The sequence below is a fragment of the Streptomyces sp. NPDC026522 genome (assembly GCF_055567555.1).
This window is the reverse complement of record NZ_JBVHQF010000001.1, coordinates 250,031-275,337: the sequence shown is the minus strand read 5'-3', so window position 1 is coordinate 275,337 and position 25,307 is coordinate 250,031. Positions and strand designations below refer to the sequence as shown.

Annotated in this window: 25 protein-coding genes; 11 read left to right on the top strand and 14 right to left on the bottom strand. The window is 73.1% G+C overall.

The features are described from left to right. Positions 1–18: 18 nt before the first annotated feature. Complete coding sequence (locus ACZ4M3_RS01180; protein WP_467729011.1) at positions 19–1,836, bottom strand: AMP-dependent synthetase/ligase; 1,818 nt, start codon at positions 1,834–1,836, stop codon at positions 19–21. A gap of 85 nt (positions 1,837–1,921) precedes the next feature. On the opposite strand from ACZ4M3_RS01180, the gene ACZ4M3_RS01175 reads away from it, so the two are divergent. Both ACZ4M3_RS01175 and ACZ4M3_RS01170 read left to right on the top strand, forming a co-directional pair. After that, positions 1,922–2,647: a MerR family transcriptional regulator gene (locus ACZ4M3_RS01175; RefSeq protein WP_467729009.1), complete on the top strand. Its 726-nt coding sequence runs from the start codon at positions 1,922–1,924 to the stop codon at positions 2,645–2,647. Positions 2,648–2,657: 10 nt separating this feature from the next. Beyond that, positions 2,658–3,317 (top strand): maltokinase N-terminal cap-like domain-containing protein, encoded by a 660-nt coding sequence (locus ACZ4M3_RS01170; protein WP_467729008.1) that lies wholly within the window; start codon positions 2,658–2,660, stop codon positions 3,315–3,317. A gap of 50 nt (positions 3,318–3,367) precedes the next feature. Here the strand turns inward: ACZ4M3_RS01170 and ACZ4M3_RS01165 are convergent, their stop codons facing one another. The 6 genes from ACZ4M3_RS01165 to ACZ4M3_RS01140 form a co-directional block, all read right to left on the bottom strand. Next, a complete protein-coding gene (locus tag ACZ4M3_RS01165; RefSeq protein ID WP_467729007.1) occupies positions 3,368–5,539 on the bottom strand; it encodes a 3-hydroxyacyl-CoA dehydrogenase NAD-binding domain-containing protein in 2,172 nt (723 codons plus the stop codon). Between the two features lie 44 nt (positions 5,540–5,583). Continuing rightward, the gene (locus tag ACZ4M3_RS01160) at positions 5,584–6,798 is read right to left on the bottom strand and encodes an acetyl-CoA C-acetyltransferase (protein WP_453352120.1); all 1,215 of its coding nucleotides are present in this window, start codon (positions 6,796–6,798) and stop codon (positions 5,584–5,586) included. 23 nt (positions 6,799–6,821) lie between these two features. Beyond that, positions 6,822–7,964 carry an acyl-CoA dehydrogenase family protein gene (locus ACZ4M3_RS01155; protein WP_467729005.1) on the bottom strand — a complete coding sequence of 381 codons (1,143 nt, stop codon included), beginning with the start codon at positions 7,962–7,964 and terminating at the stop codon, positions 6,822–6,824. 9 nt (positions 7,965–7,973) lie between these two features. Then, a complete protein-coding gene (locus tag ACZ4M3_RS01150; RefSeq protein WP_467729003.1) occupies positions 7,974–8,999 on the bottom strand; it encodes an LLM class F420-dependent oxidoreductase in 1,026 nt (341 codons plus the stop codon). Next, the gene (locus tag ACZ4M3_RS01145; protein ID WP_467729001.1) at positions 8,999–10,129 is read right to left on the bottom strand and encodes a CaiB/BaiF CoA transferase family protein; all 1,131 of its coding nucleotides are present in this window, start codon (positions 10,127–10,129) and stop codon (positions 8,999–9,001) included. Before ACZ4M3_RS01145 ends, ACZ4M3_RS01150 begins: the two co-directional genes overlap by 1 nt. Positions 10,130–10,224: 95 nt before the next feature. Beyond that, complete coding sequence (locus ACZ4M3_RS01140; protein ID WP_467728999.1) at positions 10,225–10,617, bottom strand: MmcQ/YjbR family DNA-binding protein; 393 nt, start codon at positions 10,615–10,617, stop codon at positions 10,225–10,227. 93 nt (positions 10,618–10,710) lie between these two features. Here ACZ4M3_RS01140 and ACZ4M3_RS01135 point away from each other — a divergent pair, with 93 nt between their 5' ends. Beyond that, positions 10,711–11,916, top strand: a complete 1,206-nt coding sequence (locus tag ACZ4M3_RS01135) for a saccharopine dehydrogenase family protein (protein WP_467728998.1) — start codon at positions 10,711–10,713, stop codon at positions 11,914–11,916. Positions 11,917–11,962: 46 nt separating this feature from the next. On the opposite strand, the gene ACZ4M3_RS01130 is transcribed toward ACZ4M3_RS01135, so the two are convergent. After that, positions 11,963–12,649: an endonuclease V gene (locus tag ACZ4M3_RS01130; protein WP_467728996.1), complete on the bottom strand. Its 687-nt coding sequence runs from the start codon at positions 12,647–12,649 to the stop codon at positions 11,963–11,965. 25 nt (positions 12,650–12,674) lie between these two features. Here ACZ4M3_RS01130 and ACZ4M3_RS01125 point away from each other — a divergent pair, with 25 nt between their 5' ends. After that, positions 12,675–12,977: a YciI family protein gene (locus ACZ4M3_RS01125; RefSeq protein ID WP_467728995.1), complete on the top strand. Its 303-nt coding sequence runs from the start codon at positions 12,675–12,677 to the stop codon at positions 12,975–12,977. A 505-nt stretch (positions 12,978–13,482) separates the two neighbouring features. Here the strand turns inward: ACZ4M3_RS01125 and ACZ4M3_RS01120 are convergent. Then, positions 13,483–14,577 carry a WD40/YVTN/BNR-like repeat-containing protein gene (locus ACZ4M3_RS01120; protein WP_467728994.1) on the bottom strand — a complete coding sequence of 365 codons (1,095 nt, stop codon included), beginning with the start codon at positions 14,575–14,577 and terminating at the stop codon, positions 13,483–13,485. A 74-nt stretch (positions 14,578–14,651) separates the two neighbouring features. Between ACZ4M3_RS01120 and ACZ4M3_RS01115 the strand changes: the two genes are divergently transcribed. The 4 genes from ACZ4M3_RS01115 to ACZ4M3_RS01100 all read left to right on the top strand — a co-directional run bounded on the left by ACZ4M3_RS01115 (position 14,652) and on the right by ACZ4M3_RS01100 (position 18,847). Further along, a complete protein-coding gene (locus ACZ4M3_RS01115; RefSeq protein WP_467728992.1) occupies positions 14,652–15,092 on the top strand; it encodes a (4Fe-4S)-binding protein in 441 nt (146 codons plus the stop codon). Positions 15,093–15,269: 177 nt separating this feature from the next. Continuing rightward, complete coding sequence (gene ssgD, locus ACZ4M3_RS01110; RefSeq protein WP_467728990.1) at positions 15,270–15,686, top strand: spore wall synthesis regulator SsgD; 417 nt, start codon at positions 15,270–15,272, stop codon at positions 15,684–15,686. 272 nt (positions 15,687–15,958) lie between these two features. After that, entirely contained in the window at positions 15,959–17,611 is a 1,653-nt protein-coding gene (locus ACZ4M3_RS01105; protein ID WP_467728988.1) for an ABC-F family ATP-binding cassette domain-containing protein, read from the top strand. Between the two features lie 264 nt (positions 17,612–17,875). Further along, positions 17,876–18,847: an acyl-ACP desaturase gene (locus ACZ4M3_RS01100; RefSeq protein ID WP_467728986.1), complete on the top strand. Its 972-nt coding sequence runs from the start codon at positions 17,876–17,878 to the stop codon at positions 18,845–18,847. 123 nt (positions 18,848–18,970) lie between these two features. Here the strand turns inward: ACZ4M3_RS01100 and ACZ4M3_RS01095 are convergent, their stop codons facing one another. The 4 genes from ACZ4M3_RS01095 to ligD form a co-directional block, all read right to left on the bottom strand. Next, entirely contained in the window at positions 18,971–19,225 is a 255-nt protein-coding gene (locus tag ACZ4M3_RS01095) for a WhiB family transcriptional regulator (protein ID WP_467728984.1), read from the bottom strand. Between the two features lie 87 nt (positions 19,226–19,312). Next, positions 19,313–20,107: a VOC family protein gene (locus ACZ4M3_RS01090; RefSeq protein WP_467728982.1), complete on the bottom strand. Its 795-nt coding sequence runs from the start codon at positions 20,105–20,107 to the stop codon at positions 19,313–19,315. 80 nt (positions 20,108–20,187) lie between these two features. Next, positions 20,188–20,697, bottom strand: coding sequence for an HAD domain-containing protein (locus tag ACZ4M3_RS01085; RefSeq protein ID WP_467728981.1), 510 nt, complete (start codon positions 20,695–20,697; stop codon positions 20,188–20,190). Between the two features lie 44 nt (positions 20,698–20,741). After that, positions 20,742–21,764, bottom strand: coding sequence for a non-homologous end-joining DNA ligase (gene ligD / locus ACZ4M3_RS01080; RefSeq protein WP_467728979.1), 1,023 nt, complete (start codon positions 21,762–21,764; stop codon positions 20,742–20,744). Positions 21,765–21,866: 102 nt separating this feature from the next. On the opposite strand from ligD, the gene ACZ4M3_RS01075 reads away from it, so the two are divergent. After that, positions 21,867–22,937, top strand: coding sequence for an ATP-dependent DNA ligase (locus ACZ4M3_RS01075; protein ID WP_467728977.1), 1,071 nt, complete (start codon positions 21,867–21,869; stop codon positions 22,935–22,937). 177 nt (positions 22,938–23,114) lie between these two features. On the opposite strand, the gene ACZ4M3_RS01070 is transcribed toward ACZ4M3_RS01075, so the two are convergent. Continuing rightward, entirely contained in the window at positions 23,115–24,113 is a 999-nt protein-coding gene (locus ACZ4M3_RS01070) for an NAD(P)/FAD-dependent oxidoreductase (RefSeq protein WP_467728976.1), read from the bottom strand. Between the two features lie 66 nt (positions 24,114–24,179). Between ACZ4M3_RS01070 and ACZ4M3_RS01065 the strand changes: the two genes are divergently transcribed. Together ACZ4M3_RS01065 and ACZ4M3_RS01060 are read left to right on the top strand one after the other, a co-directional pair. After that, positions 24,180–24,824, top strand: a complete 645-nt coding sequence (locus ACZ4M3_RS01065) for a helix-turn-helix domain-containing protein (protein ID WP_467728975.1) — start codon at positions 24,180–24,182, stop codon at positions 24,822–24,824. Continuing rightward, a complete protein-coding gene (locus ACZ4M3_RS01060; RefSeq protein WP_467728973.1) occupies positions 24,821–25,306 on the top strand; it encodes a nucleotide triphosphate diphosphatase NUDT15 in 486 nt (161 codons plus the stop codon). Before ACZ4M3_RS01065 ends, ACZ4M3_RS01060 begins: the two co-directional genes overlap by 4 nt. Position 25,307 lies beyond the last annotated feature (1 nt).

Here is a 25,307-nt window from a genome sequence, read left to right as displayed (position 1 = left end):
GTGGGTCCCGTCGGGGCGTTACTGCGCGTAGAGGTCCTCGATCAGGGGCGCGTATTTCTCGTGGACGATCCGGCGGCGGAGTTTGAGGGACGGGGTGAGTTCGCCCGACTCCGGGCTCCATTCCTCGCTCAGCAGGCGGTACCGCTTGATCTGTTCGGTGCGGTTGAGCCGGGCGTTGGCCGCCGCCACCGCGCGGGCGATCTCCTCCAGGACCGCCGGGTGCTCGGCGAGGGCGGCGGGCGAGGCCGCCGCGATGCCGCGGGCCGCCGCCCAGGCCGGGGCCAGCTCCGGGTCCAGGACGAGCAGGGCGACGAGGTAGGAGTGCCCGTCGCCGTGTACGAGGGCCTGGCCGATCAGCGGGTGTTCCTTGACCGTGTTCTCCACCAGGGCGGGCGAGACGTTCTTGCCGTTCGAGGTGACGATCAGTTCCTTCTTGCGGTCGGTCAGCCAGAGGAACCCGTCGTCGTCGAGCCGCCCCACGTCCCCGGTGGGGAACCAGCCGTCCGCGTCGCTCGCCCGCTCCACCGAGCCGTCGGGCCGCAGGTAGCCGCCGAAGACGGTCGCGCCGCGGGCGAGTATCTCGCCGTCCCCGGCGATCTTGAGCTCGACGCCGTCGATCGGACGGCCCACCGAACCCAGCCGGAAGCCGTCCGGGCTGTTGACCGTGCACACCCCGGACGTCTCGGTCAGCCCCCAGGCGTCCATGATCGTGATGCCCCACCCGGCCCAGAACCGCACCACGTCGATCGGCATCGGCGCGGTGGCGCTGGCCGTCCAGACCAGCCGGTCCATTCCGGCCAGGCCCAGCAGCGGGTCCAGCACCGCCTCCTTGGCCCGGGCGTACGAGGCCTCCAGCGCCGCCGGGACCGGCTCGCCGCGCTCCCGGTGCCCGGCCACGGCGCGGGCCACGCCGTTGGCCGCCCCGATGGCGGCCCGCTGCTCCTCGGGGAGCCCGGCGAGGACGGCGCCTACGGCCGCCGCCAGCTTCTCCCAGACCCGGGGCACGCCGAAGAACTGCACGGGGCGCAGCTCGCGGACGGCGCCCGCGACAGCGGCGGGGTCGGCGACGAGGCGGACGTGCGCGGCCCGCAGCAGCGGCAGGTAGATCCCCAGGATCCGCTCCGCGATGTGCGCGAAGGGCAGGTAGCAGATGTGCTCGGCGTGCTCGGGCAGGTCGGTGCGCCGGTCGAGGCGGACCGCCTGGAGCATGATGTTGCGGTGGGTCAGCCGGACCCCCTTGGGGTCGCCGGTGGTGCCGGAGGTGTACACGACGGTCAGCGGGTCCTCGGGCCGCGTCCGGCGCCAGCCCTGCTCGAAGGCCTCGGCGCGCTGCGCCGGGACCCCGGCCGCGCGCAGGGAGGCGTACGTGCGGTGCGGGCCCGCGTCGGCCTCCTCGGCTACGACGAGGCGCTCCAGGGCCACCGCCGGATCGTCCAGCAGCGGCTCCCACCGGGGGAGTTCGCGGGCGCCTTCCAGGACGGCGAGCCGGGCCCTGCTGTGGCGGGCTATGTGGGCGACCTGCTCGGGCGCGGAGGTTCCGTACACGGTGACGGGGACGGCGCCGAGGTGGACGAGGGCGAGGTCGCTGAGCCAGTGCTCGGGGCGGTTGCCCATCATCAGCAGCACGTGCTCGCCGCGCTCGACGCCGAGGGCCGCGTAGCCGCAGGCCAGGGCGGCGACCTCGTGGCGGACCTCGCCCCAGCTGAGGGTCCGCCAGCCGGTGCCCGAGCGCCAGGACAGGGCGGGCAGGTCCGCGTACCGGCCCGCGTTGCGGGCGAGCAGATCGGGGAGGGTGAGTCCCTCGGGCGGTCCGGGCAGTCGCAGGGTCGTGGTCATGGGCAGCTCCTGGCCGTTTCACATCGTTGGTGCGACAGCAATACTGTTGAACCCAAGCTGTGGAGCAGAGAGCGAGGCGCAGACGATGGCCGACCAGGCACCCGAGCCGACGCTCACCGTCGACGAACTGGCCGCCCGGGCGGGTGTCACCGTCCGCACCGTACGGTTCTACAGCACGCGCGGGCTTTTGCCCCCTCCCGTGATCGGACCGCGTCGGGTGGGCCACTACGGCCCCGAGCACCTCTCCCGCCTCGCCCTGATCGAGGAGTTGCAGCACCAGGGCATGACCCTGTCGGCCATCGAGCGCTACCTGGACGCGCTGCCCGACGACCTGAGCGCGCACGACCTGGCCATCCACCGGGCGCTGGTGGCGGCCTGGGCCCCGGACTCGGCGCTGGAGTCCTCACGGGAGGAACTGGAGAAGCGGGCCGGGCGGGCGCTGACGGAGACCGACATCCGGCGGCTGACGGCGATGAACGTACTGACGCCGGCCGGCGGGGGGTTCCGGGTGGACATGGGGCTGCTGCGGCTGGGGGTGGCGCTGCTGGACGTGCCGATCTCCTACGAGACGATCCTGGCGGCCCGCTCGGTCCTGCTGGACCACGCGCGGACGGCCGCGCACCAGCTGATGGCGCTCTTCCGGGACGAGGTGTGGGGGCCGTTCACTGAGGGCGAGAGCGATCCGGAGCGGGTGGAGTCGATGAAGGCGCTGTCCGCGCACATGCAACCGATGGTGGTGCAGGCGCTGGTGACGGCCTTTCAGCGGTCGTTGAAGGAGGAGCTGCGCACTGCCTTCGTCCCGGAAGGGTAGGTTCGCGGGCATGGCGATCATTCACAAGACATCGATGACCCCGGGCAAACTGGAGCTGCTCGCACCCTGGCTCGCGGCCCAACCGTGGTACGTGTCCACCCGGCGTGCCCCCGAGCCGGCCCGCGCGGGCGGCTTCCGGCTCGACGACCCGGAGGGCGAGGTCGGCCTCGAATTCATGGTGCTCACCGAGGAGTCGGCCGAGGGACCGGTCGCCTACCACGTTCCGGTCAGCTACCGCGGGGCGCCGCTGGAAGGCGGCGAGGCGGCTCTCATCGGTACCTCGGAGCACGGTGTGCTCGGCCGGCGCTGGGTGTACGACGGCACCCGCGACCCAGTGCTCGTCGGGCAGTTGCTGTCGCTGCTCCAGGGCCGGGCCGTGGCCCAGGCGCAAAGCCGCTCGGACACGCCGGACCCGTCCGTCACCGCGGAGTTCGACGGACGGAGCCTGCCGGTCCCGCTGCTCCCCCCGCTGCGGCCGCAGGTCGCCCACACCGCACGGGACACGGAGATCGCCCTCGGCGACGGCCCGAAGCTCACCGTGGCGCGGGTCCTGCGGCCGCACCCTGCGGCCGGCGCCCCCGCCGGGGCGATCGGCCGGATCACGGCGGGCTGGACCACCCCGGACGGCACCGCCCACCGGGGCCTGTTCGCCGCGCTGTACCCGGCGTAGGCCGGGCGCACGGCTCCGGGGTCGGCCTACCCCGGAGCCGTACCCGCCGGTCAGTCGGCGTACGTCTCGCCGCGCTCCGCCTTCGCCACCAGGGAGGCGGGCGGGGTGAACCGCTCGCCGTACTGGGCGGCCAGTTCGCGGGCGCGGGCCACGAAGCCCGGCAGACCGCCCTCGTAGCCGTTGACGTACTGGATCACGCCGCCGGTCCAGGCCGGGAAGCCGATGCCCAGGATCGAGCCGATGTTGGCGTCGGCGATCGAGGTCAGCACGCCCTCGTCGAGGCAGCGGACGGTGTCCAGCGCCTCGGCGAAGAGCATCCGCTCCTTCATGTCCTCGAAGGGGATCTCGGCGTCCGGCTTGGCGAAGTGCTCGCGCAGGCCCGGCCAGATGCGGACGCGCTTGCCCGCCTCGTCGTACTCGTAGAACCCGGCGCCGCCGCTGCGGCCCGGGCGGCCGAAGTCGTCCACCATCCGGTCGATCACCGCGTCCGCCGGGTGCTCGGTCCACGTGCGGCCCTCGGCCTCGAAGGCCTTGCGGGTCTCGTTGCGGATCTTGCGCGGCAGGGTCAGCGTCAGCTCGTCCATCAGGGACAGCACCTTCGCCGGGTAACCCGCCTGCGCCGCGGCCTGTTCGACCGAGGCGGGCTCGATGCCCTCGCCGACCATGGCCACGCCCTCGTTGATGAACTGGCCGATGACCCGCGAAGTGAAGAAGCCGCGCGAGTCGTTGACCACGATCGGGGTCTTGTTGATCTGGCGGACCAGGTCGAAGGCGCGGGCGATGGCCTCGTCCCCGGTGCGCTCGCCCTTGATGATCTCCACCAGCGGCATCTTGTCGACCGGCGAGAAGAAGTGCAGTCCGATGAAGTCGACCGGGCGCGAAACGCCCTGCGCCAGCCCCGTGATGGGGAGCGTGGAGGTGTTGGAACAGAGCAGGGCGTCGGGGGCGACCACGTCCTGGATCTCCTGGAACACCTTGTGCTTGAGGGCGGTGTCCTCGAAGACGGCCTCGATGACCGCGTCACAGCCCGCCAGGTCGGCGGCCTCGGCGGTGGGCGTGATCCGGGCGAGCAGCTCGGCGCGCTCGGCCTCGGTGGTGCGGCCGCGCGAAAGGGCCTTGTCGAGCAGCTTCTCGGAGTACGCCTTGCCCTTCGCCGCGGCCTCGGGCGTGACGTCCTTGAGCACGACGTCGATGCCCGCGCGGGCGCAGGAGTACGCGATGCCCGCGCCCATCATCCCGGCGCCGAGGACCGCGACCTTGCGCACCTGGCGGGGCGCGATGCCCTGCGGGCGGCTGCGCCCGGCGTTGACGGCCTGGAGGTCGAAGAAGAACGCCTGGATCATGTTCTTGGCGGTCTGGCCGGTGACCAGCTCGGTGAAGTACCGGGCCTCGATGGTCAGCGCGGTCTCGAAGTCCACCTGCGAGCCCTCGACGGCGCAGGCCAGGATGTTGCGCGGCGCCGGGTAAGGGGCCCCGTTCAACTGCTTCTTGAGGTTGGCCGGGAAGGCCGGGAGGTTCGCGGCGAAGCGCGGGCTGGCCGGCGTACCGCCCGGGATCTTGTAGCCGGGGACGTCCCACGGCTGCTTCGACTCCGGGTTGGCGTCGATGAAGGCGCGGGCCTTGGCCAGCATCTCCTCGGGCGTCCCGGCCAGTTCGTGGACCAGGCCGTTGTCCACGGCGCGCTGGGGGCTGTACTGGGTGCCCTGGAGCAGCACCTTCAGCAGCGCGTCCGCGATGCCCATCAGGCGTACGGTGCGGGTCACGCCGCCGCCGGCCGGCAGCAGGCCGAGCGTGACCTCCGGCAGGCCGATCTTGGAGCCGGGGGCGTCGAGGGCGATCCGGTGGTGGGAGGCGAGGCAGATCTCGTAACCGCCGCCGAGGGCAGCGCCGTTGATGGCGGCGACGACGGGCTTGCCGAGGGTCTCGATGCGGCGCAGCGAGCGCTTGATCGCGGTTCCGGTGTCGAAGGCCAGCTGCGCGTCCTCGGGGCGCAGCCGGATCATGTCCTTGAGGTCGCCGCCGGCGAAGAAGGTCTTCTTGGCGGAGGTGTAGATGATGCCCCGGATGGAGTCCCGCTCCGCCTCGGCGCGGTCGGCGATCGCCGCGATGGAGTCCTTGAAGGCCTGGTTCATCGTGTTGGCGGACTGGCCGGGGTCGTCCAGGACGAGGGTGACGACGCCGGTCTCGTCCTGTTCCCAGCGGATCGTGGTGGACTCGCTCATGTTCGCTACTTCCGTGTCGGAGGGTTCGGTGGTCACAGGACGATTCAGAGACGCTCGACGACGGTCGCGACGCCCATGCCGCCGCCGACGCAGAGGGTGACGAGGCCGTAGCGCTTGTCCTGGCGCTCCAGTTCGTCGATGACGGTGCCCAGGATCATCGCCCCGGTGGCGCCGAGGGGGTGGCCCAGCGCGATGGCGCCGCCGTTGACGTTGACCTTGTCCAGGGAGAGCCCCATGTCCTTGACGAAGCGGAGCACGACGCCCGCGAACGCCTCGTTGATCTCGACCAGGTCGATGTCGTCGATGGTCAGGCCGGCCTTGGCGAGGGCCTTGCGGGTGGCCGGGGCGGGGCCGGTGAGCATGATGGTGGGCTCGGAGCCGGAGACGGCGGCCGAGACGATCCGGGCGCGCGGGGTCAGGCCGCCCCGCTCCCCCGCCTCGCGGGAGCCGATGGCGACGAGCGAGGCGCCGTCCACGATGCCGGAGGAGTTGCCCGCGTGGTGGACGTGGTCGATCTTCTCGACCCAGTGGTACTTCTGCAGCGCCACCGCGTCGAAGCCGCCGAGGTCGCCGATGTCCGCGAACGACGGCTTGAGCTTGGCGAGGGTGTCGGCGGTGGTGCCGGGGCGGATGAACTCGTCGTGGTCCAGGACCACCAGGCCGTTGCGGTCGGTGACGGGGACGACGGACTTCGCGAAGCGGCCGTCCTTGACGGCCGTCGCGGCGCGCTCCTGGGACAGGGCCGCGTACTCGTCCACGTCACGCCGCGAGAAGCCCTCGATCGTGGCGATCAGGTCGGCGCCGATGCCCTGCGGGACGAATCCGGTGTCCCAGTTGGTCATCGGGTCGGCGAACCAGGCGCCGCCGTCGGAGGCCATCGGCACCCGCGACATGGACTCCACGCCGCCCGCGAGGACCAGGTCCTCCCAGCCGGAGCGGACCTTGGCGGCGGCCAGGTTGACGGCCTCCAGGCCGGAGGCACAGAAGCGGTTCTCCTGGACCCCGGCCACCGTGTCGGGGAGACCGGCGGCGATCGCCGCGATGCGGGCGATGTCGGAGCCCTGGTCGCCGACCGGGCCGACGACGCCGAGCACGATGTCGTCGATGGTGGCCGGGTCGAGACCGGGGTTGCGCTCGCGCAGGGCGTGGATGAGGCCGACGACCAGGTCGATCGGCTTGGTGCCGTGCAGGGCGCCGTTGGCCTTGCCGCGGCCGCGCGGCGTGCGGATCGCGTCGTATACGTACGCTTCGGTGCTCACTGGTCAAGCCTTTCGAGGGGAGGTTAGCCGAGCAGGGAACGGCCGATGATCTCTTTCATGATCTCGGTCGTGCCGCCGTAGATGGTCTGGATGCGTCCGTCGGTGAAGGCCCGCGCGACCGGATACTCGCTCATGTACCCGTAGCCGCCGTGCAGTTGCAGGCAGCGGTCGGCGACCCGCTTCTGGAGTTCGGTGGCCCACCACTTGGCCATCGAGGCGTGGACGTGGTCCAGTTCGCCGTTGGAGTGGTCCACGATGCACCGGTCCAGGAACGCCCGGGTGACGGCGCACTCGGTGGCCATCTCCGCTATCTCGAACCGGATGTGCTGGAGCTTGGAGAGCGGCCGGCCGAAGGCCTCGCGCTCCTTGACGTACGCGGTCGTGATCTCCAGCAGGTGTTCGGCGGCGGCGATGCCCGCCATCGCGATGCCCATCCGCTCCTGGGCGAGGTTGGTCATCAGGTGGAGGAAGGCGCCGTTCTGCTCGCCGAGCAGGTTCTCCTTGGGGACCCGTACGTCGTGGAAGAACAACTCGGCGGTGTCCTGCGCCTTCTGGCCGATCTTGTCGAGGTTGCGGCCGCGTTCGAAGCCCGCCGCGCCGCGCTCGACGACCAGCAGCGACAGGCCGTGCGCCCCGCCCTCCGGGGTCGTCTTCGCCACCACGATGACCAGGTCGGCCAGGATGCCGTTGGAGATGAAGGTCTTGGAGCCGTTGAGCAGCCAGTGGTCGCCCCGGTCCGCGGCGCTCGTGCGGATGCCCTGGAGGTCCGAGCCGGCGCCGGGCTCGGTCATCGCGATCGCCGTGATCGTCTCGCCCGAGCAGAACCCGGGCAGCCAGCGGCGCTTTTGCTCCTCGGTGGCCAGCGAGGTCAGGTACGGGCCGATGATGTCGTTGTGCAGGCCGATCGCGAGTCCGGGCGCACCCGCCCGGGTGAACTCCTCGGCGATCACGGCGGCGTAGCGGAAGTCGCGGTTCCCGCCGCCTCCGTACTCCTCGGGGACGGCGAGCCCCAGCAGGCCCTGCCGGCCGGCGGCCCGCCAGGCCGCGCGGCTGACGATGCCGTCCTTCTCCCACTGCTCGTAGTGCGGCAGCACCTCCTTGGCGAGGAAGGTGCGTACGGTCTCGCGGAACGCCTCGTGGTCGGCGTCGAAGATGCGGCGTTGCATCGGGGCTCCCTAAAGCCAGCTCTTGACGGTTTCGATCAGGCGGGCCGGCTCGGGGCCGACGGGGGTGACGTTGAGCATGGTGACGCCCGCCGCGCGGAACGCCTCGACGCGCTCGCGGACGTATCCCTCTGGTCCGCACAGCGTCATGAGCTCGCAGAACTCGTCCGGGACCGCCGCGGCCGCGTCGCGTTTGCGTCCGGAGAGGTAGAGCTCCTGGATCTTGCGGGCCTCGTCCGCGTAGCCGTAGGCGACGGCGAGGTCGTTGTAGAAGTTCTTGCCGACCGCGCCCATGCCGCCGACGTACAGGGCGATCTGCGGGCGGGCGAGCTCCCGGACGGCCGCCGCGTCCGCGCCGATCGCGAGCAGGCCGCCCGCGACGACCTGGAGCGGGCCGAGGCCGGGGTCCCGGCGGGCGGCGCCCGCGGCGAGGGCGCCGCCCCACACGGAATCCGCCTTTTCGGGGAGGAACAGGGTGGGCAGCCAGCCGTCGGCGATCTCCGCGGTCATCGCCACGTTCGCCGGGCCGAGGGAGGCCACGTAGACCGGGACGGCCGGACGCACGGGGCGGGTCAGCAGCTTCAGCGGCTTGCCGTGCCGGCCGCCCTTGGCGGGCGGCAGGGGCATGTCGGTGATGCCGTGGTGGTCGATCGTCTCGCGGCGCCAGATCCGCCGGCACAGCTCGACCGTCTCGCGGGTGCGGCCGACGGGCTTGTCGTACGGCCTGCCGTGCCAGCCCTCGATCACCTGCGGGCCGGAGGCGCCGAGGCCGAGCATCGCCCGGCCGCCCGACATCGCGTCGAGCCCGGCCGCCGTCTGGGCGATGAGGGCGGGGGTGCGCGAGTAGACGTTCAAGATGGCGGAGCCGATCCGCATGCGCTCGGTGCGGGCCGCCAGATAGCCCATGATCGTCGGGGAGTCGAAGCCCCAGGCTTCGGCGACCCACACCGCGTCGAGCCCGGCCGTCTCCAGCGCGGCCGCCTCGTCCGCGGCCCGGCGCGGATCGCCCGAGTAGTCGAGCATCATGGAGAGTTCCATCAGGCGCCCTTCCCCGGCAGGCCCGGTACGTCCCAGTCCAGGGCCACGGACTCGGTGTGCGCCCCCGGTTGCGCGGGGCCGCTCCGGACGCCGGCCGGGGTGGCGGAGAAGCGGGGCGCGGGGGCGGGCTGGGTGATCCCGCCGAAGTCGGTGAAGGTGCCCCGGGCCGCGAGGTGGGGGTGGTGCGGCGCCTCGCCCAGGGAGAGCACGGGCGCCACACAGGCGTCGGAGCCCTCGAAGACGGCTGTCCACTCCGCCCGGGTCCGGGACTTGAAGCGGGCGGCGACGCTCTCGCGCAGCTCGCCCCAGCGGGCGAGGTCCTTGCGGGCGGGAGCCTGCTCCTTGATGCCGAGCAGTTCCACGAAGGTGTCGTAGAACTGCTGCTCCAGGGCCCCGACCGCCATGTACCGGCCGTCGGAGGTCTCGTAGGTGCCGTAGAAGGGGCAGCCGCCGTCGAGCAGGTTGGCGCCGCGCCGGTCCTGCCAGCCGCCGGCCGCCATCATGCCGTGGATCATGGCGGTGAGGTGGGCCGTCCCGTCGACGATCGCGGCGTCCACGACCTGGCCCGTGCCGCCGGGGGTGCCGGCGTGCCGGAGGGCGGCGAGGACGCCGATCACGAGGTAGAGCGATCCGCCCGCATAGTCGCCGACCAGGTTGGCGGGGACCGCGGGCGGCTCGTCCGGGTCGCCGATCATGCCGAGGGCCCCGGTGACGGCGATGTACGCGATGTCGTGCCCCGCGGTGTGGGAGAGCGGCCCTTCCTGGCCCCAGCCCGTCATCCGGCCGTAGACGAGCTTCGGGTTGCGGGCGTGGCAGTCGGCCGGGCCGACGCCGAGCCGCTCGGCCACCCCGGGGCGGAACCCCTCGATCAGCACGTCGGCCCGCTCGACGAGGTCCAGGACCCGGCCGGGGCCTTCGGGGGCCTTCAGGTCGATCAGCACCGAGCGCTTGTTGCGGTTGGTGACGTCGTACGCCGGGTTGACGGCTAGTCCGCCGCCGCCGGGTCGGTCCACGCGGACCACGTCCGCGCCGAGGTCGGCGAGGAGCATCGCGGCGAACGGGCCCGGACCGATCCCGGCCAGTTCGACGACACGTACTCCGGCGAGCGGGCCGGTACCGGACACTGCCATCGAACCCCCAGCGGTTCCCGTGGGAAGTGTGTGACACAACTGATGTAACACCAGAGATGCTAGGAACGTGTTCCACTCAGCACAAGAGCGGGCGCTTAGCCATCTGCCTCGGTCCGCGCGTCGAGTTCCCTGATGTGGCGTTTGAGCGCGACGGTGCGGTAGCTCTCCTCGACCCACTCGCACAGCACTTCGGCGGCCGGCGCCCCCTTCCCGTCCAGCGACAGCGAGACCCAGCCGGCCCGGCCGAGGCCGTACCCGGTGGGTGCGGCGCCGGGAAAGGTCATCGCGTGGCCGTGCAGCGCCTCGTCCTCGAGCTTCACGGAGAGGCCGGGCGGCTGCGGGCCGTCGGCGTTGCCCAGAAAGACGAAGATCTTCTTGTTGACCTTGACCACGCAGTCCTCGGGCCCCCAGGGAAACTCCTCGGCCGCCTCGGGCAGCCCCAGAGCGAACTCCCGCACCTCCTGCCACTTGCGCACCGCGGCCTTCATCGACGCCTCCACTTACCGCAGGTCACACCTGCTCGTACGGACAGTCGACACTCACGCTAGCCTCAGCCACCGACACCAGCTGGGAGGAGCGTCATGAACGAGCGGGTCCGCCGCGGAGAACGGCAACGCGCCTACGACCTCGTGCTCTTCGGCGCGACCGGATTCGTGGGCACCCTGACCGCCGAGTACCTCGCCGCGAACGCCCCGGCCGGCTGCCGCTGGGCCCTCGCCGGGCGCGACCCGGGCAAGCTGGAGCGGCTGCGCGAGCGGCTGGCGGCTCTGCATCCGGCCTGCGCGACCCTGCCGCTGATCCGGACGGACGCCTCCGACGCGCGGGCCGTACGGGAACTGGCCGCCTCCACGCGGGTCCTGGCCACGACGGTGGGGCCGTACATCTGGTACGGGGCGGAACTGGTCGCGGCGTGCGCCGGGGCGGGCACCGACTACGTGGATCTCACGGGCGAACCGGAGTTCGTGGACCGGATGTACGTCGCCCATGACGCGCGGGCCCGGGAGACCGGCGCGCGGCTGGTGCACGCGTGCGGCTTCGACTGCGTCCCGGCCGACCTCGGGGCGTACTTCACGGTGAACCGGCTGCCGGCCGGGGTGCCGCTGCGGGTCGACGGCTTCATGCGCTCCAACGCCCTGCTCTCCGGCGGAACCCTGGCCTCCGGACTCACCGCGATGAGCCGGGGCCCCCAGACCCTGGCGGCCGCCCGCGAGCGCCGGCTGTACGCGCCGCGGCTGCCGGGACGGCGGGTCCGGGGCTCCGGGGGCGCACCGCGGTTCAGCCGCGAGACCGGCAGCTGGGCGCTGCCGCTGCCGACGCTGGACCCGCGGGTCGTGGCCCGCTCGGCGGCCGCCCTGAAGCGGTACGGCCCGGACTTCCGCTACCGGCACTACGCGGCGCTGGAGCACCTCCCGTTCGCGGTGGGCGCCACGGTGGCGGTCGGCGCGACGGCCCTGCTGGCCCAGGTGCCCGCCGCCCGGCGGTGGTTGATGGGCCGCTGGGAGCCGGGCCGGGGCCCGGACGCGCAGCGGCGGGCGCGCAGCTGGTTCACCGTCCGCTTCGTGGGGACGGGCGGCGGCCGGCGGGTCTTCACGGAGGTCTCGGGCGGCGACCCCGGCTACGGCGAGACGGCGAAGATGCTGGCGGAGTCGGCCCTGTGCCTGGCGTACGACGCCCTCCCGGACACCTCCGGGCAGGTCACCACGGCGGTGGCCATGGGCGACGCCCTGCTGGACCGGCTCCAGAAAGCCGGCCTCCGCTTCCGCGTGGCGGCCGAGACGGGGGCCTAGGGAGCGTCTGACGGATCAGGGCCGGGGCCGGCCCGCCTGGCACCGTCTAGCCGGCTTCCGCCGCCTCGCGCAGGGCGCGCCGGCACAGCGAGTCGGCGCGCCGGGTGGTCTCCGGGAGCCGGTAACGGGGGCTCAGGGCGAGGGTGTGGGCACAGGCGTTGTCGAGCGAGACGCGGTGGCCGACGGAGACGTAGACCGGCTTGATCCCGTCCTGGGTGCGCAGCGCCCGCCCGACGACGCCGCCGTCCGCGGCGAGGAGCGCGGCCGCGTCGCCGCGCCGGGCGCCGGGTTCCTCGTAGGCGAAGGTGAACGGGTTCTTCGCGACGCCGATGCTCGGCAGGCCGGTCACCACCCCGAGGTGGCAGGCGAGACCGAAGCCGCGGGGGTGCGCGAGCCCGTAGCCGTCGCAGACGACGAGGCCGGGGGTGACGCTCAGGGCGTCGAGCGCGGCCAGCACGGTGGGCAGCTCCCGGAAGGCGAGCAGCCCCGGGATGTAGGGGAAGCTGACGCGGCCGACTGCGGTGCGCTCCTCGACCACCTCCAGGGTGGCCGCGTCGAGGACCACGGCCGCGGCGGCGACCAGGTCCCGGTCGTCGTCGTACGCGACGTCCACCCCGGCGACGAGCCCCGAGCCGGGCGGCGGTCCCGGCTCGTCCAGCACCACGCTCCGGCGCAGTTCGTCCTGTACGGCCCGGGCTTCGGCCTCGTCGGCGGGGGTCTTCGCAGTGGTCATGAGGTGCGAGGGTAGCCTGGCGATCATGTTCGTAATGGAGCTCACCTACACCGCCCCCGTCGAAGCCGTCGACGAGCAGATGGACGCGCACGTGGCGTGGCTGGACCGTTACTACGCGTCCGGCGTCTTCCTCGCCTCGGGGCGCAAGGTGCCGCGTGACGGCGGGGTCATCCTGGCCGCCGGTGTCTCCCGCACGGAGGCCGAGGAGATCGCGGCCGAGGACCCGTTCACCGTGGCCGGTGTCTGCGCCTACCGCATCACCGAATTCGTCGCCACGAAGACGTCGTCCGACCTCGCGCCGCTCCGGGAGAACCTCCCGCCGGCCTGAGCGGCGCGAAGCTCGCGGCCGGTAGCTGCCGTCGCGGTGAGCCGGACCGGCAGCCGGACCGCGCCCCCGCCTCAGCGCGGCCGGGTACGGGCCGTCCGGTGGACCGGGGTCCGCCAGGCGTCCGGCACCGCCGCCCGGCCTGCGGGCGCGGGCACGGCGGGCACGCCGCCGCGGGCCGGTGTCGGCCGGATCTCCTCGTCGTGGTGCTCGCCCCGGTACGAGTGGCTCCCGCGCGGCGCTCCGTCCCGGGTCGGCCTCAGCCGCCGGGCGAGCGCGAGGCCGGGGCTCGTTCCGCGCGGGGACCCACCGCTCGACGCGGGGCACGCCGCGCTCCTCGACGGCCCGGTCGGTCAGCATGCGTACGGCCCGGGTCGGCACCACCGCCCCGGCCAACGGCGCTGGCCGGCAGGCCGCTTCGGCCTTCGCGCGTCGCAGGGGCACCGCGCCCGGCGGGCGGCTTGACCGCGTATACCTGAGCCGACGCCAGTCGGTCCGGGCGGCGGGCTCAGCGCCGCTCCAGCCTGCCCACCCGTCCCCGCTCCCCCGCCGCCCAGCAGCCGCCGTCGGGTGCGCAGTCGACGGTGTCGTACGAGCCCGCGTCCAGCGGGCGCCAGGTGCGGCCGCCGTCGAGCGTCAGGTCCGTGCCCGTGGGGCCCACGGCCAGCGCGGCCTGCCGGGAGTGCGGGTACCAGGCCGCGCCGGACCGGTAGGCGGCCGGAGGCGTGTCCGCGGGCCGCCAGGTGCGGCCGCCGTCCGAGGACACGGCCGCCGCCCGGGGCGAAGCCTGACCGGTGCGGTAGTCACCGCCGACCGCGAGGCCCGTCGTACGGTCGCGGAACGCGAGCGCGAAGACGCCCCGGGCCGGATCCCCAGCCGGGACGGGCGCCGGGGCGGAGCTCCAGGTACGGCCGCGGTCCCCGGAGCGCAGCACACGGGCGACGGCGCCGCCTCCGGTGGCGATCAGGACGTCCCGCGGCCCGGCCGCGACCAGGCACTGCCCGCTCGCCGCGAAACCCGCCTCGCCCGGCAGCGCCTGCGGCATCCCGTCGGCCGGGAGCAGCTGCCAGCTCCGACCGCCGTCCTCCGTCGCGAGCAGCCGGAACCTGCCGTCCACCGGGTCGCTCAGCGCCAGGCCGTGACGGGCGTCGAAGAAGGTCAGGCAGTCGTAGAAGGCCCGCGGGTCGGTGTTGCGGAAGCTTTCGGTCCAGGTCGCCCCGCCGTCCTCGGTGCGCAGGACCCGGGAGGCCTCGCCCTCGCCGATGGACAGCGCGACCGCCCGCCGCTCGTCGAAGGCCTCGATGTCGCGCAGCTCCAGCCCCTCCGCCACCGCTCCCGGCGGCGAGACGTCACGCCAGCTGCGGCCGCCGTCCGAGGTGCGCAGCACCGTTCCCTTGGAGCCGGCCACCCAGGCCGCGGAGCGGCTGACCGCCGCGAGGCCGCGGAAGCGGACCGCGTCCTTCCCGGTGGCCTTGAGCGCCCAGCCCGCACCGCGAGGATCACGCGCGCCGGCACCGGGGCCGCCCGGGTCCGCCTGGGCGGGCGCGGCCAGCGCCGTGACCGCCAGCGCCGCCACGCACATGCCAACTCCCAGAAGTCTCATGGCGCGGGAAGCTAACGCACGCCGGATTTCCCGTCCAGGGTGCGTCGGGGCGCCCCGGTTCCTAGGCTGACGCCATGCCTCCTGAGGACCAGCATCCACAGCACGCGGCGCAGGACCCGAAGCCCTACGCGGGCAAGCACATCACCGTCACGTACGAGAGCGCCCGGTGCCTGCACGCCGCCGAGTGCGTCGGCGGGCTGCCCGAGGTCTTCGACTCCGGCCGGCGGCCCTGGGTGCAGCCCGACGGGGCCGACCCGGGGCGGGTGGCGGAGGTGGTCCGCCGCTGCCCCTCGGGGGCGCTCCAGTACCGGCTCCAGGACGGACCGGCGGAGGCGCCGGACCGGCCGACGAGCATCGTACGGTCACCCGTGGGCCAGTTGGTGCTGCGCGGCGAACTCAGCGTGACCAGGCCGGACGGCACTGTCCGCCGGGAGACCAGGGCCATGCTTTGCGCCTGTGGAGTGAGCGGTAATCAGCCGTACTGCGACCACTCCGGGGCCTGCGGCAGCGACTGATCGCCTAGGTGCGCCGAGCCCATCCGGTCACTCTGTGCGATCAGACGGTGTCGATCAAGCCAATCGGTGACACAGCTCACTCGAATGCGCCTGCACGGATTTGCGCTTTCGGGCGTCTATCCGGTTGCCGGGCTCCACCCCAAGCCCGGCAGGAGAACCGCCGCAAGGGAGCGAGCCTTGATCACTGTCATCGAGCAGGCCGTGCAAGCCCGACTGGTCGCCACCGCGCCGAAGGTCGAGACCGTGCCCGTCACCCTCTGCTACGACCGTTCGGACCCCTTCGCCGTCCGGATGGCGTTCCCCGGCCCGGCGACGCTGGAGGGCGTCGAGGTCTCCTGGACGTTCGCGCGCGAGCTGCTGGAGGCGGGGCTGCGCCGTCCCGCCGGCTCGGGTGACGTGCGCGTACGCCCGTACGACGACGAGCGGACCAGCATCGAGTTCCACGCGCCGGAGGGCGTGGCGATCGTGCTCATGGGGACCCCCGACCTGCACCGGTTCCTGGAGCGGGCCGCCACGGTCGCGCCCCCGGGGCTGGAGCACCTCTACCTCGATCTCGACCACGGCCTGGCCGAGCTGATGCGCGGCCCGCGCTGAGCCCGCACCGCTTCGCACCTCACCCCTCGCCCCTTCACCCCCTCGCCCCTTCACCCCCTCGCCCCTTCACCCTCAGCCCTTCGCCCCCTTGCGGTTAAATCCGTTGCGAGGCGGCTCCGGCCGCCCGTAGCTTCGTAGACGCCCCATCGCCGTCGAAACGGAGCAGGACATTGCTCTTCTGAGGTCCGAGACACCGACCACACTCAGCTCTCACCACCCGTCGGCTGTCTCCCCACGTTGCCCGCACCACTTCACGCAACCTGGAGGCCTCCATGAGTCTTGCCCCCACCTTCGTCACCTGCTCCGCGCTCTCCTTCGACTGGCCCGACGGAACCTCCGTCCTCGACGGCTTCCAACTGACCGTCGGGCCCGGCCGAACGGGCCTGATCGGCCTCAACGGCTCCGGCAAGTCGACCCTGTTGAAGCTGATCGCGGGTGAACTGACCCCGTCCGCCGGACAGATCTCCGTCGCCGGAACGGTCGGCTACCTCCCGCAGAACCTCATCCTCGACACCGCTCTGCGCGTGGACGAGGCGCTCGGCATCCACGGCACCCGCGCCGCCCTGCACGCCATCGAGGCGGGCGAGACCACCGAGGCGAACTTCGCCGCGGTGGGCGACGACTGGGACGTGGAGGAACGGGCGCTGGCCACGCTCGACGCACTCGGCCTCGCCCGGATCGGTCTGGACCGCACGGTCGGTGAGCTGTCGGGCGGCGAGTGCGTGCTGCTGCGGCTGGCGGCCCTGCTGCTCGCCCGCCCCGACGTCCTGCTGCTGGACGAACCGACCAACAACCTGGACCTGCGGGCCCGGCGCCGGCTCTACGCGGCCGTCGACTCCTGGTCCGGCGTACTGGTCGTGGTCAGCCACGACCGCGAACTGCTGGAGCGGGTCGACCAGATCGCCGACCTGCGCGACGGTGAAGTCCGCTGGTACGGCGGGAACTTCACCGACTACGAGGAGGCGCTCGCCGCCGAGCAGGAGGCGGCCGGGCGCATGGTCCGGGTCGCGGAGGCCGACGTACAGCGGCAGAAGCGCGAACTGGCCGACGCACAGATGAAACTGGCCCGGCGCAGGCGCTACGGCCAGAAGATGTGGGACTCCAAGCGCGAGCCGAAGATCGTGATGGGTGCCCGCAAGCGCGCCGCCCAGGAGTCGGCCGGCAAGCACCGCATCATGCACACCGAGAGACTGGCGGATGCCCGGGAGCGGCTCGACCAGGCGGTGGAGGCGGTGCGCGACGACGACGAGATCCGCATCGAGCTGCCCGCGACCTCGGTGCCGCCGGGGCGGCGGGTCCTGACCCTGGCCGGCCTGCGCCCGGCCCACGGGCCCGTGATCACCGGCGAGTGGGAACTTCGCGGGCCGGAGCGGATCGCGCTGGTGGGCCGCAACGGCTCGGGCAAGACGACCCTGCTGCGGACGGTCGCCGGCCTGCTCGCCCCGGTCTCGGGCGAGGTGACGGCGCACGTGCCGATGCGGTTCCTGCCGCAGCGGCTGGACGCGGACGTACTGGACGACGGCCGCTCGGTCGTGGAGAACGTGGCCCGGTTCGCGCCGCACGCCACGAACAACCTGATCCGGGCACGGCTCGCGCACTTCCTGTTCCGGGGCGCCCGGGCGGACCGGCCGGCCGGCACCCTGTCGGGCGGCGAGCGGTTCCGGGCCGCGCTGGCGGCGCTGCTGCTGGCGGAGCCGGCGCCGCAGCTGCTGATGCTGGACGAACCGACGAACAACCTGGACCTGGCGAGCGTGCGGCAGCTGACCGGCGCCCTGGAGGCGTACGAGGGGACGTTGCTGGTGGCGAGCCACGACGTGCCGTTCCTGGAGTCGCTGGGCATCACGCGCTGGCTGCTGCTGGATGCGGAAGCGGGCCTGTGCCCGACGACGGCCGAGGAGGTCCGCGAGTCGCTCTGGAACGGCTGACCATCCGGCCCTGACGCCCGGGCCGGGCGGTACGCCGCCCGGCCCGGGCGTCAAGTCGGGAGCGGCGAACCACCTACGGGCGTGATTTCGCTTCCGATTTGCCCCTTCGCCCGCGCTCCCGCACGCCCTCAAACTGCGGAGATAACCGGACGTAACCACCCATAGGTAGGGGTGGGGCTTGGCTGGTCCTTGATGCCGTGCTTAACCTACGACTCCGTAGGCTACGGAACCGTAGGTAATTCGCTTGTTCCCCCTGGAGTACCCGTGACGATCACCTCCCCCCACCTCGGCAGCTCGGAGGCGTGGACCGACGCCAAGTTGCTGTTCGCGCTGGAAGAGGTGGTCGAAAAGGAACTCAACCGCCATCTGAAGGTCACCAAGGACTGGATGCCCCACGAGTACGTCCCGTGGAGCGACGGCCGGAACTTCCCGGGCTTCTTCGAGGACGGCGAGGCGTGGGACCCGGAGCAGTCAAAGGTCACCGACATCGGCAAGATCGCCCTCGTCGTCAACCTGCTGACCGAGGACAACCTGCCCAGCTACCACCACGAGATCGCGACGCTCTTCGGGCGCAACGGCGCGTGGGGCACCTGGGTGCACCGCTGGACCGCCGAGGAGGGCCGCCACGGCATCGTGATGCGCGACTACCTGCTGGCCTCGCGCGCCGTGGACCCGGACAAGCTGGAAGCGTTCCGGATGCAGCACATGTCGGAGGGCTTCGAGTCCGACAACCGGCACTCGATGCTGCACTCGGTGGCGTACGTGGCCTTCCAGGAGCTGGCGACCCGGATCTCGCACCGCAACACCGGCCACCAGTCCGGTGACCCGGTGTGCGACCGGATGCTGGCCCGCATCGCGCAGGACGAGAACCTGCACATGATCTTCTACCGCAACCTGCTGGGCGCCGCCTTCGAGCTGGCCCCCGACCTCACGATGCAGGCCGTGCGGGACGTCGTGGTCAACTTCCGGATGCCCGGGCACGGCATGCCGGGCTTCGAGCGGATGGCCGCGCAGATCGCGATCGGCGGGGTCTACAACCTGCGGATCCACCACGACGACGTGCTCAGCCCCGTGATCCGGTTCCTGAAGATCATGGAGATCGACGGTCTGGGCCCGGAGGGGCAGAAGGCCCAGGAGGAGCTCGGCCTGTACATGGGCGGCCTGGACTCCGAGGCCCGCAAGTTCGACGAGCGGCTGGCCGCCCGCGCGGCACGCATCGCGGCGCGCACGGCCTGACCTGGTGACCCGCTGACCCGCTGACCTGACGCCCGTCAGCCCCGGCAGGGCCGCGCGCCCGGCCGGGGCTCCGCCGCGTGCCTGTGTCTCTTACGCCCTGTCCCTCACCCCCTGGCCGGTGGGTCAGGCGCGCGGGCGCAGGGCGAGCCGCTCGGACTCCGAGAGGCCGCCCCAGACGCCGAAGCGCTCGTCGTTGGCCAGGGCGTACTCCAGGCAGGCCGCCCGGCCCTCGCACGCCCCGCACAGCCGCTTCGCGTCGCGCAGTGAGGAGCCGGGCTCCGGGAAGAAGAAGGCGGGGCCGGTCTGCGCGCACAGGGCGAGGTCGTACCAGGCGGGTGCGGCGGTGTTCGTGGGGCGCTCGCTCGTGTTCATCGACATGTCGGAGATCCTCACCGCCGCCGATGGACGTCCGATCAACGCCTCATCAACACGGTGTCCAGGACGCCGGGCCGGCCGGCCCGCGCCCTACGCCCCGGGGGCGGGGGCGCTGGTGATGACCGCGAACCGCGCGCCGAAGGGGTCCGCGGCTTTCGCGAAGCGGCCGACGCCTTCCATGGAGACGGGGGTGAGACGGACCTTGCCGCCCGACTCCTCCACCCGGGCCGCGGTCGCGTCGCAGTCGGCGACCTCGAAGTACGGGGTCCAGTAGGGGCGTTCGGTGTCCTCCACCGGGTCCGCCCCGATCGGGACCAGGCCGCCGAAGGCCTCCCCGTCCGGCGCGCCGGACGGCTTGACCATGGTGTAGGTGCCGCCTTCGAAGGGCATCTCGGTGATCTCCCAGCCGAAGACCGCCCGGTAGAAGTCGGCGGCCGCACCGGTATCGCCCGTGTACAGCTCTGCCCAGCACAGGGTGCCGACGGCCGTCACCTCGTCCAGCCCTTGGTGGCGGCCCGGCTGCCAGGCGGCGAACGCGACGCCCGCCGGGTCGGTGAACATCGCCGTGCGGCCGAGGTCCAGCACGTCCATCGGCTGGAGCGTGACCGCTCCGCCCGCCTTCCGCACGGCCGCCGTCGTCGCGTCCAGGTCGGGAGTCCGGAAGTACACCGTCCACGCGGAGGGCCCCTGCTCGGGCGTGACGGTCATCCCGCCCGCCACGGTCTTCCCGTCGAGCCGGAACATCCCGTACCCGCCGACCTCCGGGCCGCCCGGCTCGTAGTCCCACCCGAACAGGCCCCGGTAGAACTCGGCGGCGCCACCGGTGTCGGGAGTCCCGAGGTCCAGCCAGTTCGGGGACCCGTCCCTGTAGTCCGTGCTGAGCATGACCGTACCCCTTCCCTGCGCGGCGACTGCTGCCTCCTCCGAGCATGTCACCCCGCACTGACAACGGCCGCCCCGCGTCGCTAGCCCAGGCGGCGCAGCCAGCCCTCGAGGACGGCGAAGTCGCCGTCGGTCAGGCCGGTGCCCGGATCGACGCGGTGCAGAAGCGCCCGCCCGGGATGATGCCCGGCCACCCAGGCGCGGTCGTCGGGCGTGATCTCGTCATCGACCCACACGAAGGGCCGCCCGGCCGCCCGGGCGACGAGCGACCGGGTCTTCCAGTGCAGCCGGCCGGGCTGCTCGGGACCGCCAGGGTCCGGCAGGTCGAGAACCGGGAGTTCCGGCAGCCCGATCCGCCGTCCTACGAGCGGGTTGGCGTCCGCCATCCACGTCGTCGCCCACACCAGCTCGCACGGCAGCGCCGCCAGCCGCGGTCCGAGAGCGGGATCGAGCCGGTCCAGCAGGGGATTGCCGCCGCTCCCGCCGAGTACGGGGTAGGTCGGGTATCCCGCGCCGCCGAACGGGCCGCCGAACGGGATGAGCGGGCCGTCGATGTCGAGGAAGAGGACGGGGTACCGGTCTGAGCGCGTCACCGTCGTACCCTACGCAACCCCACGCCTCGCCCGAGAAGGGATGTTCAGTCGTCCGCGGGCCTGGCCCGGCTGGGCTGGACGCGTTTGGGTTCGCCCGGCATCTTCGGGTAGTCCGGGGGGTACGGCATGTCGCCGAGGCCGTGGTCGTGTTCCTGGCGGGCCGCCAGGTCCAGGACGGTGTCCAGGGTGAAAGCGTGCTCGTCCATGTCGGCGTGCAGGTCTCCGAGTTCCGCGAAGCGCGCCGGCATCGTCACGATGTCGAAGTCCCGCGGCTCCGCGTCGTCCACCTCGTCCCAGCGCAGCGGCGCCGACACCGGGGCGTGCGGGCGGGGCCGGACGGAGTACGCGGAGGCGATGGTCCGGTCCCGCGCCGTCTGGTTGTAGTCCACGAAGATCCGCTCGCCGCGCTCCTCCTTCCACCAGGCCGTCGTGACCTTGCCCGGCATCCGCCGCTCCAGCTCCCGGCCCAGGGCGATCGCGCACCGCCGGACCTCCGTGAACGTCCACCGCGGAGCGATCGGCACGAACACGTGCAGTCCGCGGCCGCCCGAGGTCTTCGGCCAGCCGCGCAGCCCCACCTCGTCCAGCAGCGCCCGCAGTTCGTGGGCGGCCGCGACCGCATGGTGGTAGTCGGTGCCCGGCTGCGGGTCCAGGTCGATCCGCAGCTCGTCGGGCCGGTCGGTGTCCTCCCGGCGCACCGGCCAGGGGTGGAAGGTGAGGCAGCCCAGGTTGGCGGCCCACAGGACGGCGGCCGGCTCGGTCGGGCAGATCTCGTCGGCCGTCCGCCCGCTGGGGAAGGCGATGTGGGCGGTCGGGATCCAGTCGGGCAGGTTCTTCGGGGCCCGCTTCTGGAAGAAGGACTCCCCCTCCACCCCCTCCGGGTACCGCTCCAGCGTCGTCGGACGGTCGCGCAGGGCCCGGGTGATGCCGGGGGCGACCGCCAGGTAGTACTCGGCGACGTCCCGCTTGGTGAGGCCGCGTTCCGGGAAGTACACCTTGTCCGGGCTGGACAGCCGGACCGTCCGCCCGCCCGCGTCCAGCTCGATCGCATCACGCGCAGCACCCATGTCCGCCACGGTAGGCGGCCCCCGGCCGGCCCGCACACCGGACGGCTCCGGCCGGGCGCGCACACCGCGCGGCTCCCGCCGGACCGCCGCAGAATCGAAGGCATGGACCTGCCGGTGATGCCGCCCGTGAAACCGATGCTCGCCAAGTCCGTCCCGGTCATCCCGCCGGGCATGCAGTACGAGGCCAAGTGGGACGGCTTCCGCGCCATCGTCCACCGCGACGGCGCCGAGATCGAGATCGGCAGCCGCACCGGCAAGCCGCTCAACAGGTACTTCCCCGAACTCGTGACGGCCTTCCAGGAGAATCTGCCCGACCGCTGCGTCGTGGACGGCGAGATCGTGATCGTCCACGACCGCCGGCTCGACTTCGACCGCCTCACCGAACGCATCCACCCGGCCGCCTCCCGGGTGAAGATGCTCGCCGAGACGACCCCGGCCAGCTTCGTCGCCTTCGACCTGCTCGCCCTCGGCGACGACTCGCTCCTCGACACCCCGCTCGCCGCCCGCCGCAGCGCCCTGACCCGCGCCCTCTCCACCGCTCGGCCCCCCGTCCACATCGCGCCCGCCACCACCGATTCCGCGCTCGCACACGACTGGTTCGAGCGGTTCGAAGGCGCCGGACTGGACGGGGTGATAGCCAAGCCCCTCGATCTCCCCTACCGGCCCGATGCCCGTCTGATGTTCAAGATCAAGCACGAGCGTACGGCCGACGTCGTCCTCGCAGGTTTCCGTTTCCACAAGAGCGGTCCGATCATCGGATCGCTGCTCCTGGGCCTCCACGACGCCCACGGCACCCTCCAGCACGTCGGCGTCTGCGCCGCCTTCCCCATGAAGCGCCGCGCCGAGCTCGTGACCGAGCTCGAACCGCTGCGGATGCCCGACCCCGCCGGCCACCCCTGGGCCGCCTGGGCCGAGGAGGCGGCCCACGAAAGCGCCCGGCTGCCCGGCGCGCAGAGCCGCTGGACGGGCAAGAAGGACCTGTCCTGGGTTCCGCTGCGCCCCGAGCGGGTCTGCGAGGTGGCCTACGACCACATGGAGGGCGACCGCTTCCGCCACACCGCGCAGTTCCGCCGCTGGCGCCCCGACCGCACTCCGGAGAGCTGTACCTACGCCCAGCTGGAGGAGGTCGTCCGCTACGACTTGGCCGAAGTGCTCGGTACGCCCGGGGCCTGACCCGTCCGGGTTCCCTGCCGTTCCCCTCGGTCCGGCGCCAACCTCCCTCAGCCCGACGTCAGCTTCTCCCACTCCCCCCGGTCCGGACCCACCGCGTTCGGCGCGTAGTGCGGCCGGTCGGCCAGCCAGCGGGCCACCGCTTTCCGAACGGTCGGAGCCATGCGCCGGGGGCTGCGCTCAGCCGGAGTCCCCCCGGTACGCCCGCAACGCCCTGCCGGTCTCCGCCTCGACCAGGTCGGCGTTCAACGCCACCGCGGCCCGCACACCCTGCGCGGCGGCGCCCGCCAGCTGCTCCACCGGGGAGGTGACGTTCCCGGCGACCCACACCCCCGGCAGCGCCGTCGCCCCGGTCTGCGGATCGCAGGCCACGCACGTGCCGAGCACCGCCCCGTCCCGCTCGACGGTGGTGAGGGGCAGACCGAGGCCGGTCAGCACCCCGGCGCGGGCGGTGAAGCGCGGCGCGACCACCAGGGCCCGGCAGGGCTCCACGCCTGCCCCGGCCCCCAGGACCACCCCGCTCAGCCGGTCGTCCCCGTCGACGGCCAGCCCCGTCACCTCGCCCTCGACCACCGCGACGCCCCGCGCGGCGAGCAGCTCCAGCTCGGGCGCGCCCGGCCGCCAGGTGTGGGCCAGCAGCGTGACCCGGTCGCTCCACTGCCGCCACAGCAGCGCCTGGTGCACGGAGAGCCGCCCGGTCTGCGCCACGGCGAGCACCGCCAGGGGCAGGTCCCGCACCTCCCAGCCGTGGCAGTACGGGCAGTGCAGCACGTCCCGTCCCCAGCGCGCCCGCAGCCCCGGCACCGGCGGGAGCTCGTCCGCCAGACCGGTGGCGACCAGCAGCCGCCGCGCCCGGACCACCGAGCCGTCCCCGCAGCGGACCAGGAATCCCCCGTCGGGCTCCCGGTCGGCGGCGATCGCGGTCCCGGCCGGCCCGGTCCGGAGCTCGGCGCCGTAACCGGCCACCTCGGCCCGCCCCCGCTCCAGGAGCCCGGCGGGGCTCTCGCCGTCGTGCCCGAGGTAGCCGTGCAGCAGGGCGGCGGGGGCGTTGCGCGGGCTGCCCGCGTCCAGCACGAGGACCGAGCGCCTGGCCCGGGCCAGGGTCAGCGCCCCCGCCAGGCCGGCGGTCCCGCCGCCCACGACCACCACGTCGAACCGCCGCGCGCTCAGGTTTTCCATACGGCCGAGACTGCGCCCGGCCGGGGCCGCTTGACAAATGAGCTTGCCGAACCGGCAAATGGAGTCATGGCCACGCACGCCCACGAGCCGCCCGCCGATCAAGGGCCGGGCGCGGACCTCGCCGACGTCATCACCGCCGTCGGCCCGCGACTGCGCGCGCTGCGCCGCCGGCGTGGCACGACCCTGGCCGAGCTCAGCGAGGCCACCGGCATCTCGCTGTCCACGCTTTCCCGGCTGGAGTCGGGGCAGCGCCGGCCCACGCTGGAGCTGCTGCTCCCGCTGGCCAAGGCGCACCGGGTGGCGCTGGACGACCTCGTCGGCGCGCCGGAGACTGGGGATCCCCGGATCCGCCCGCGCCCCTTCGTCCGGCACGGCTGCACCTACGTACCGCTCTCCAGGGACTTCGGCGGGGTGCACGCGTTCAAGCAGATCCTGCCGCCCCGCGACCCCGCGCTGCCGCTGCCCGAGCCGAAGGTCCACGAGGGCTACGAGTGGCTGTACGTGCTCTCGGGCCGGGTGCGGCTGCTGCTGGGCGAGCACGACCTCGTCCTCACCGCGGGCGAGGCCGCCGAGTTCGACACGCGCACACCGCACGCCTTCTTCAACGCGGGCCCGCAGCCCGCCGAGTTCCTCAGTCTGTTCGGCCCCCAGGGCGAGCGCATCCACGTCCGCGCCCGCCCCACCACCTCCTCCCCGGAAGGACGCCCATGAGCACCGAACGCCCCGAACGCGCCGTCCCGCAGCCGCACGCGGTGGTCGGCGTCGGCCTCGTCGTGGTCGGCGCGGACGGCCGGGTCCTGCTCGGCCAGGCCCACGACGGCCGCTGGGAGCTGCCCGGCGGCAAGGTCGACCCCGGGGAGGGCTTCGAGCAGGCCGCGGCCCGGGAACTCGCGGAGGAAACGGCACTGCGGGCGGAGCCGCGGGACATCGAAGTGCTGGGCGTCCAGATCGACGACCGGGCCGGCCTGACCCGGCTGACGGCCACCGCCGTCACCCGTGCCGCCGAGGGCACCCCCGCCGTCACCGAGCCGCACAAGATCGTCCGCTGGGCCTGGTTCGCCCCGGCCGAGATCCCCCCGGCCCTCTACCCGCCCTCGGCCGCCGTACTGCGCACCTGGCGCCCCGACCTCACCCCCGAGCTCCCCCACGTCCCCTCGCACGACTACCGCGCCGCCCCTCGGGACACCCCCTGAG

Bases quoted from the DNA above. Each gene is read 5' to 3' on its own strand.
- ACZ4M3_RS01180 (WP_467729011.1), bottom strand. From the start codon at position 1,836: ATGACCACGACCCTGCGACTGCCCGGACCGCCCGAGGGACTCACCCTC.
- ACZ4M3_RS01175 (WP_467729009.1), top strand. From the start codon at position 1,922: ATGGCCGACCAGGCACCCGAGCCGACGCTCACCGTCGACGAACTGGCC.
- ACZ4M3_RS01170 (WP_467729008.1), top strand. From the start codon at position 2,658: ATGGCGATCATTCACAAGACATCGATGACCCCGGGCAAACTGGAGCTG.
- ACZ4M3_RS01165 (WP_467729007.1), bottom strand. From the start codon at position 5,539: ATGAGCGAGTCCACCACGATCCGCTGGGAACAGGACGAGACCGGCGTC.
- ACZ4M3_RS01155 (WP_467729005.1), bottom strand. From the start codon at position 7,964: ATGCAACGCCGCATCTTCGACGCCGACCACGAGGCGTTCCGCGAGACC.
- ACZ4M3_RS01150 (WP_467729003.1), bottom strand. From the start codon at position 8,999: ATGGAACTCTCCATGATGCTCGACTACTCGGGCGATCCGCGCCGGGCC.
- ACZ4M3_RS01145 (WP_467729001.1), bottom strand. From the start codon at position 10,129: ATGGCAGTGTCCGGTACCGGCCCGCTCGCCGGAGTACGTGTCGTCGAA.
- ACZ4M3_RS01140 (WP_467728999.1), bottom strand. From the start codon at position 10,617: ATGAAGGCCGCGGTGCGCAAGTGGCAGGAGGTGCGGGAGTTCGCTCTG.
- ACZ4M3_RS01135 (WP_467728998.1), top strand. From the start codon at position 10,711: ATGAACGAGCGGGTCCGCCGCGGAGAACGGCAACGCGCCTACGACCTC.
- ACZ4M3_RS01130 (WP_467728996.1), bottom strand. From the start codon at position 12,649: ATGACCACTGCGAAGACCCCCGCCGACGAGGCCGAAGCCCGGGCCGTA.
- ACZ4M3_RS01125 (WP_467728995.1), top strand. From the start codon at position 12,675: ATGTTCGTAATGGAGCTCACCTACACCGCCCCCGTCGAAGCCGTCGAC.
- ACZ4M3_RS01120 (WP_467728994.1), bottom strand. From the start codon at position 14,577: ATGAGACTTCTGGGAGTTGGCATGTGCGTGGCGGCGCTGGCGGTCACG.
- ACZ4M3_RS01115 (WP_467728992.1), top strand. From the start codon at position 14,652: ATGCCTCCTGAGGACCAGCATCCACAGCACGCGGCGCAGGACCCGAAG.
- ACZ4M3_RS01105 (WP_467728988.1), top strand. From the start codon at position 15,959: ATGAGTCTTGCCCCCACCTTCGTCACCTGCTCCGCGCTCTCCTTCGAC.
- ACZ4M3_RS01095 (WP_467728984.1), bottom strand. From the start codon at position 19,225: ATGTCGATGAACACGAGCGAGCGCCCCACGAACACCGCCGCACCCGCC.
- ACZ4M3_RS01090 (WP_467728982.1), bottom strand. From the start codon at position 20,107: ATGCTCAGCACGGACTACAGGGACGGGTCCCCGAACTGGCTGGACCTC.
- ligD (WP_467728979.1), bottom strand. From the start codon at position 21,764: ATGGGTGCTGCGCGTGATGCGATCGAGCTGGACGCGGGCGGGCGGACG.
- ACZ4M3_RS01075 (WP_467728977.1), top strand. From the start codon at position 21,867: ATGGACCTGCCGGTGATGCCGCCCGTGAAACCGATGCTCGCCAAGTCC.
- ACZ4M3_RS01070 (WP_467728976.1), bottom strand. From the start codon at position 24,113: ATGGAAAACCTGAGCGCGCGGCGGTTCGACGTGGTGGTCGTGGGCGGC.
- ACZ4M3_RS01065 (WP_467728975.1), top strand. From the start codon at position 24,180: ATGGCCACGCACGCCCACGAGCCGCCCGCCGATCAAGGGCCGGGCGCG.
- ACZ4M3_RS01060 (WP_467728973.1), top strand. From the start codon at position 24,821: ATGAGCACCGAACGCCCCGAACGCGCCGTCCCGCAGCCGCACGCGGTG.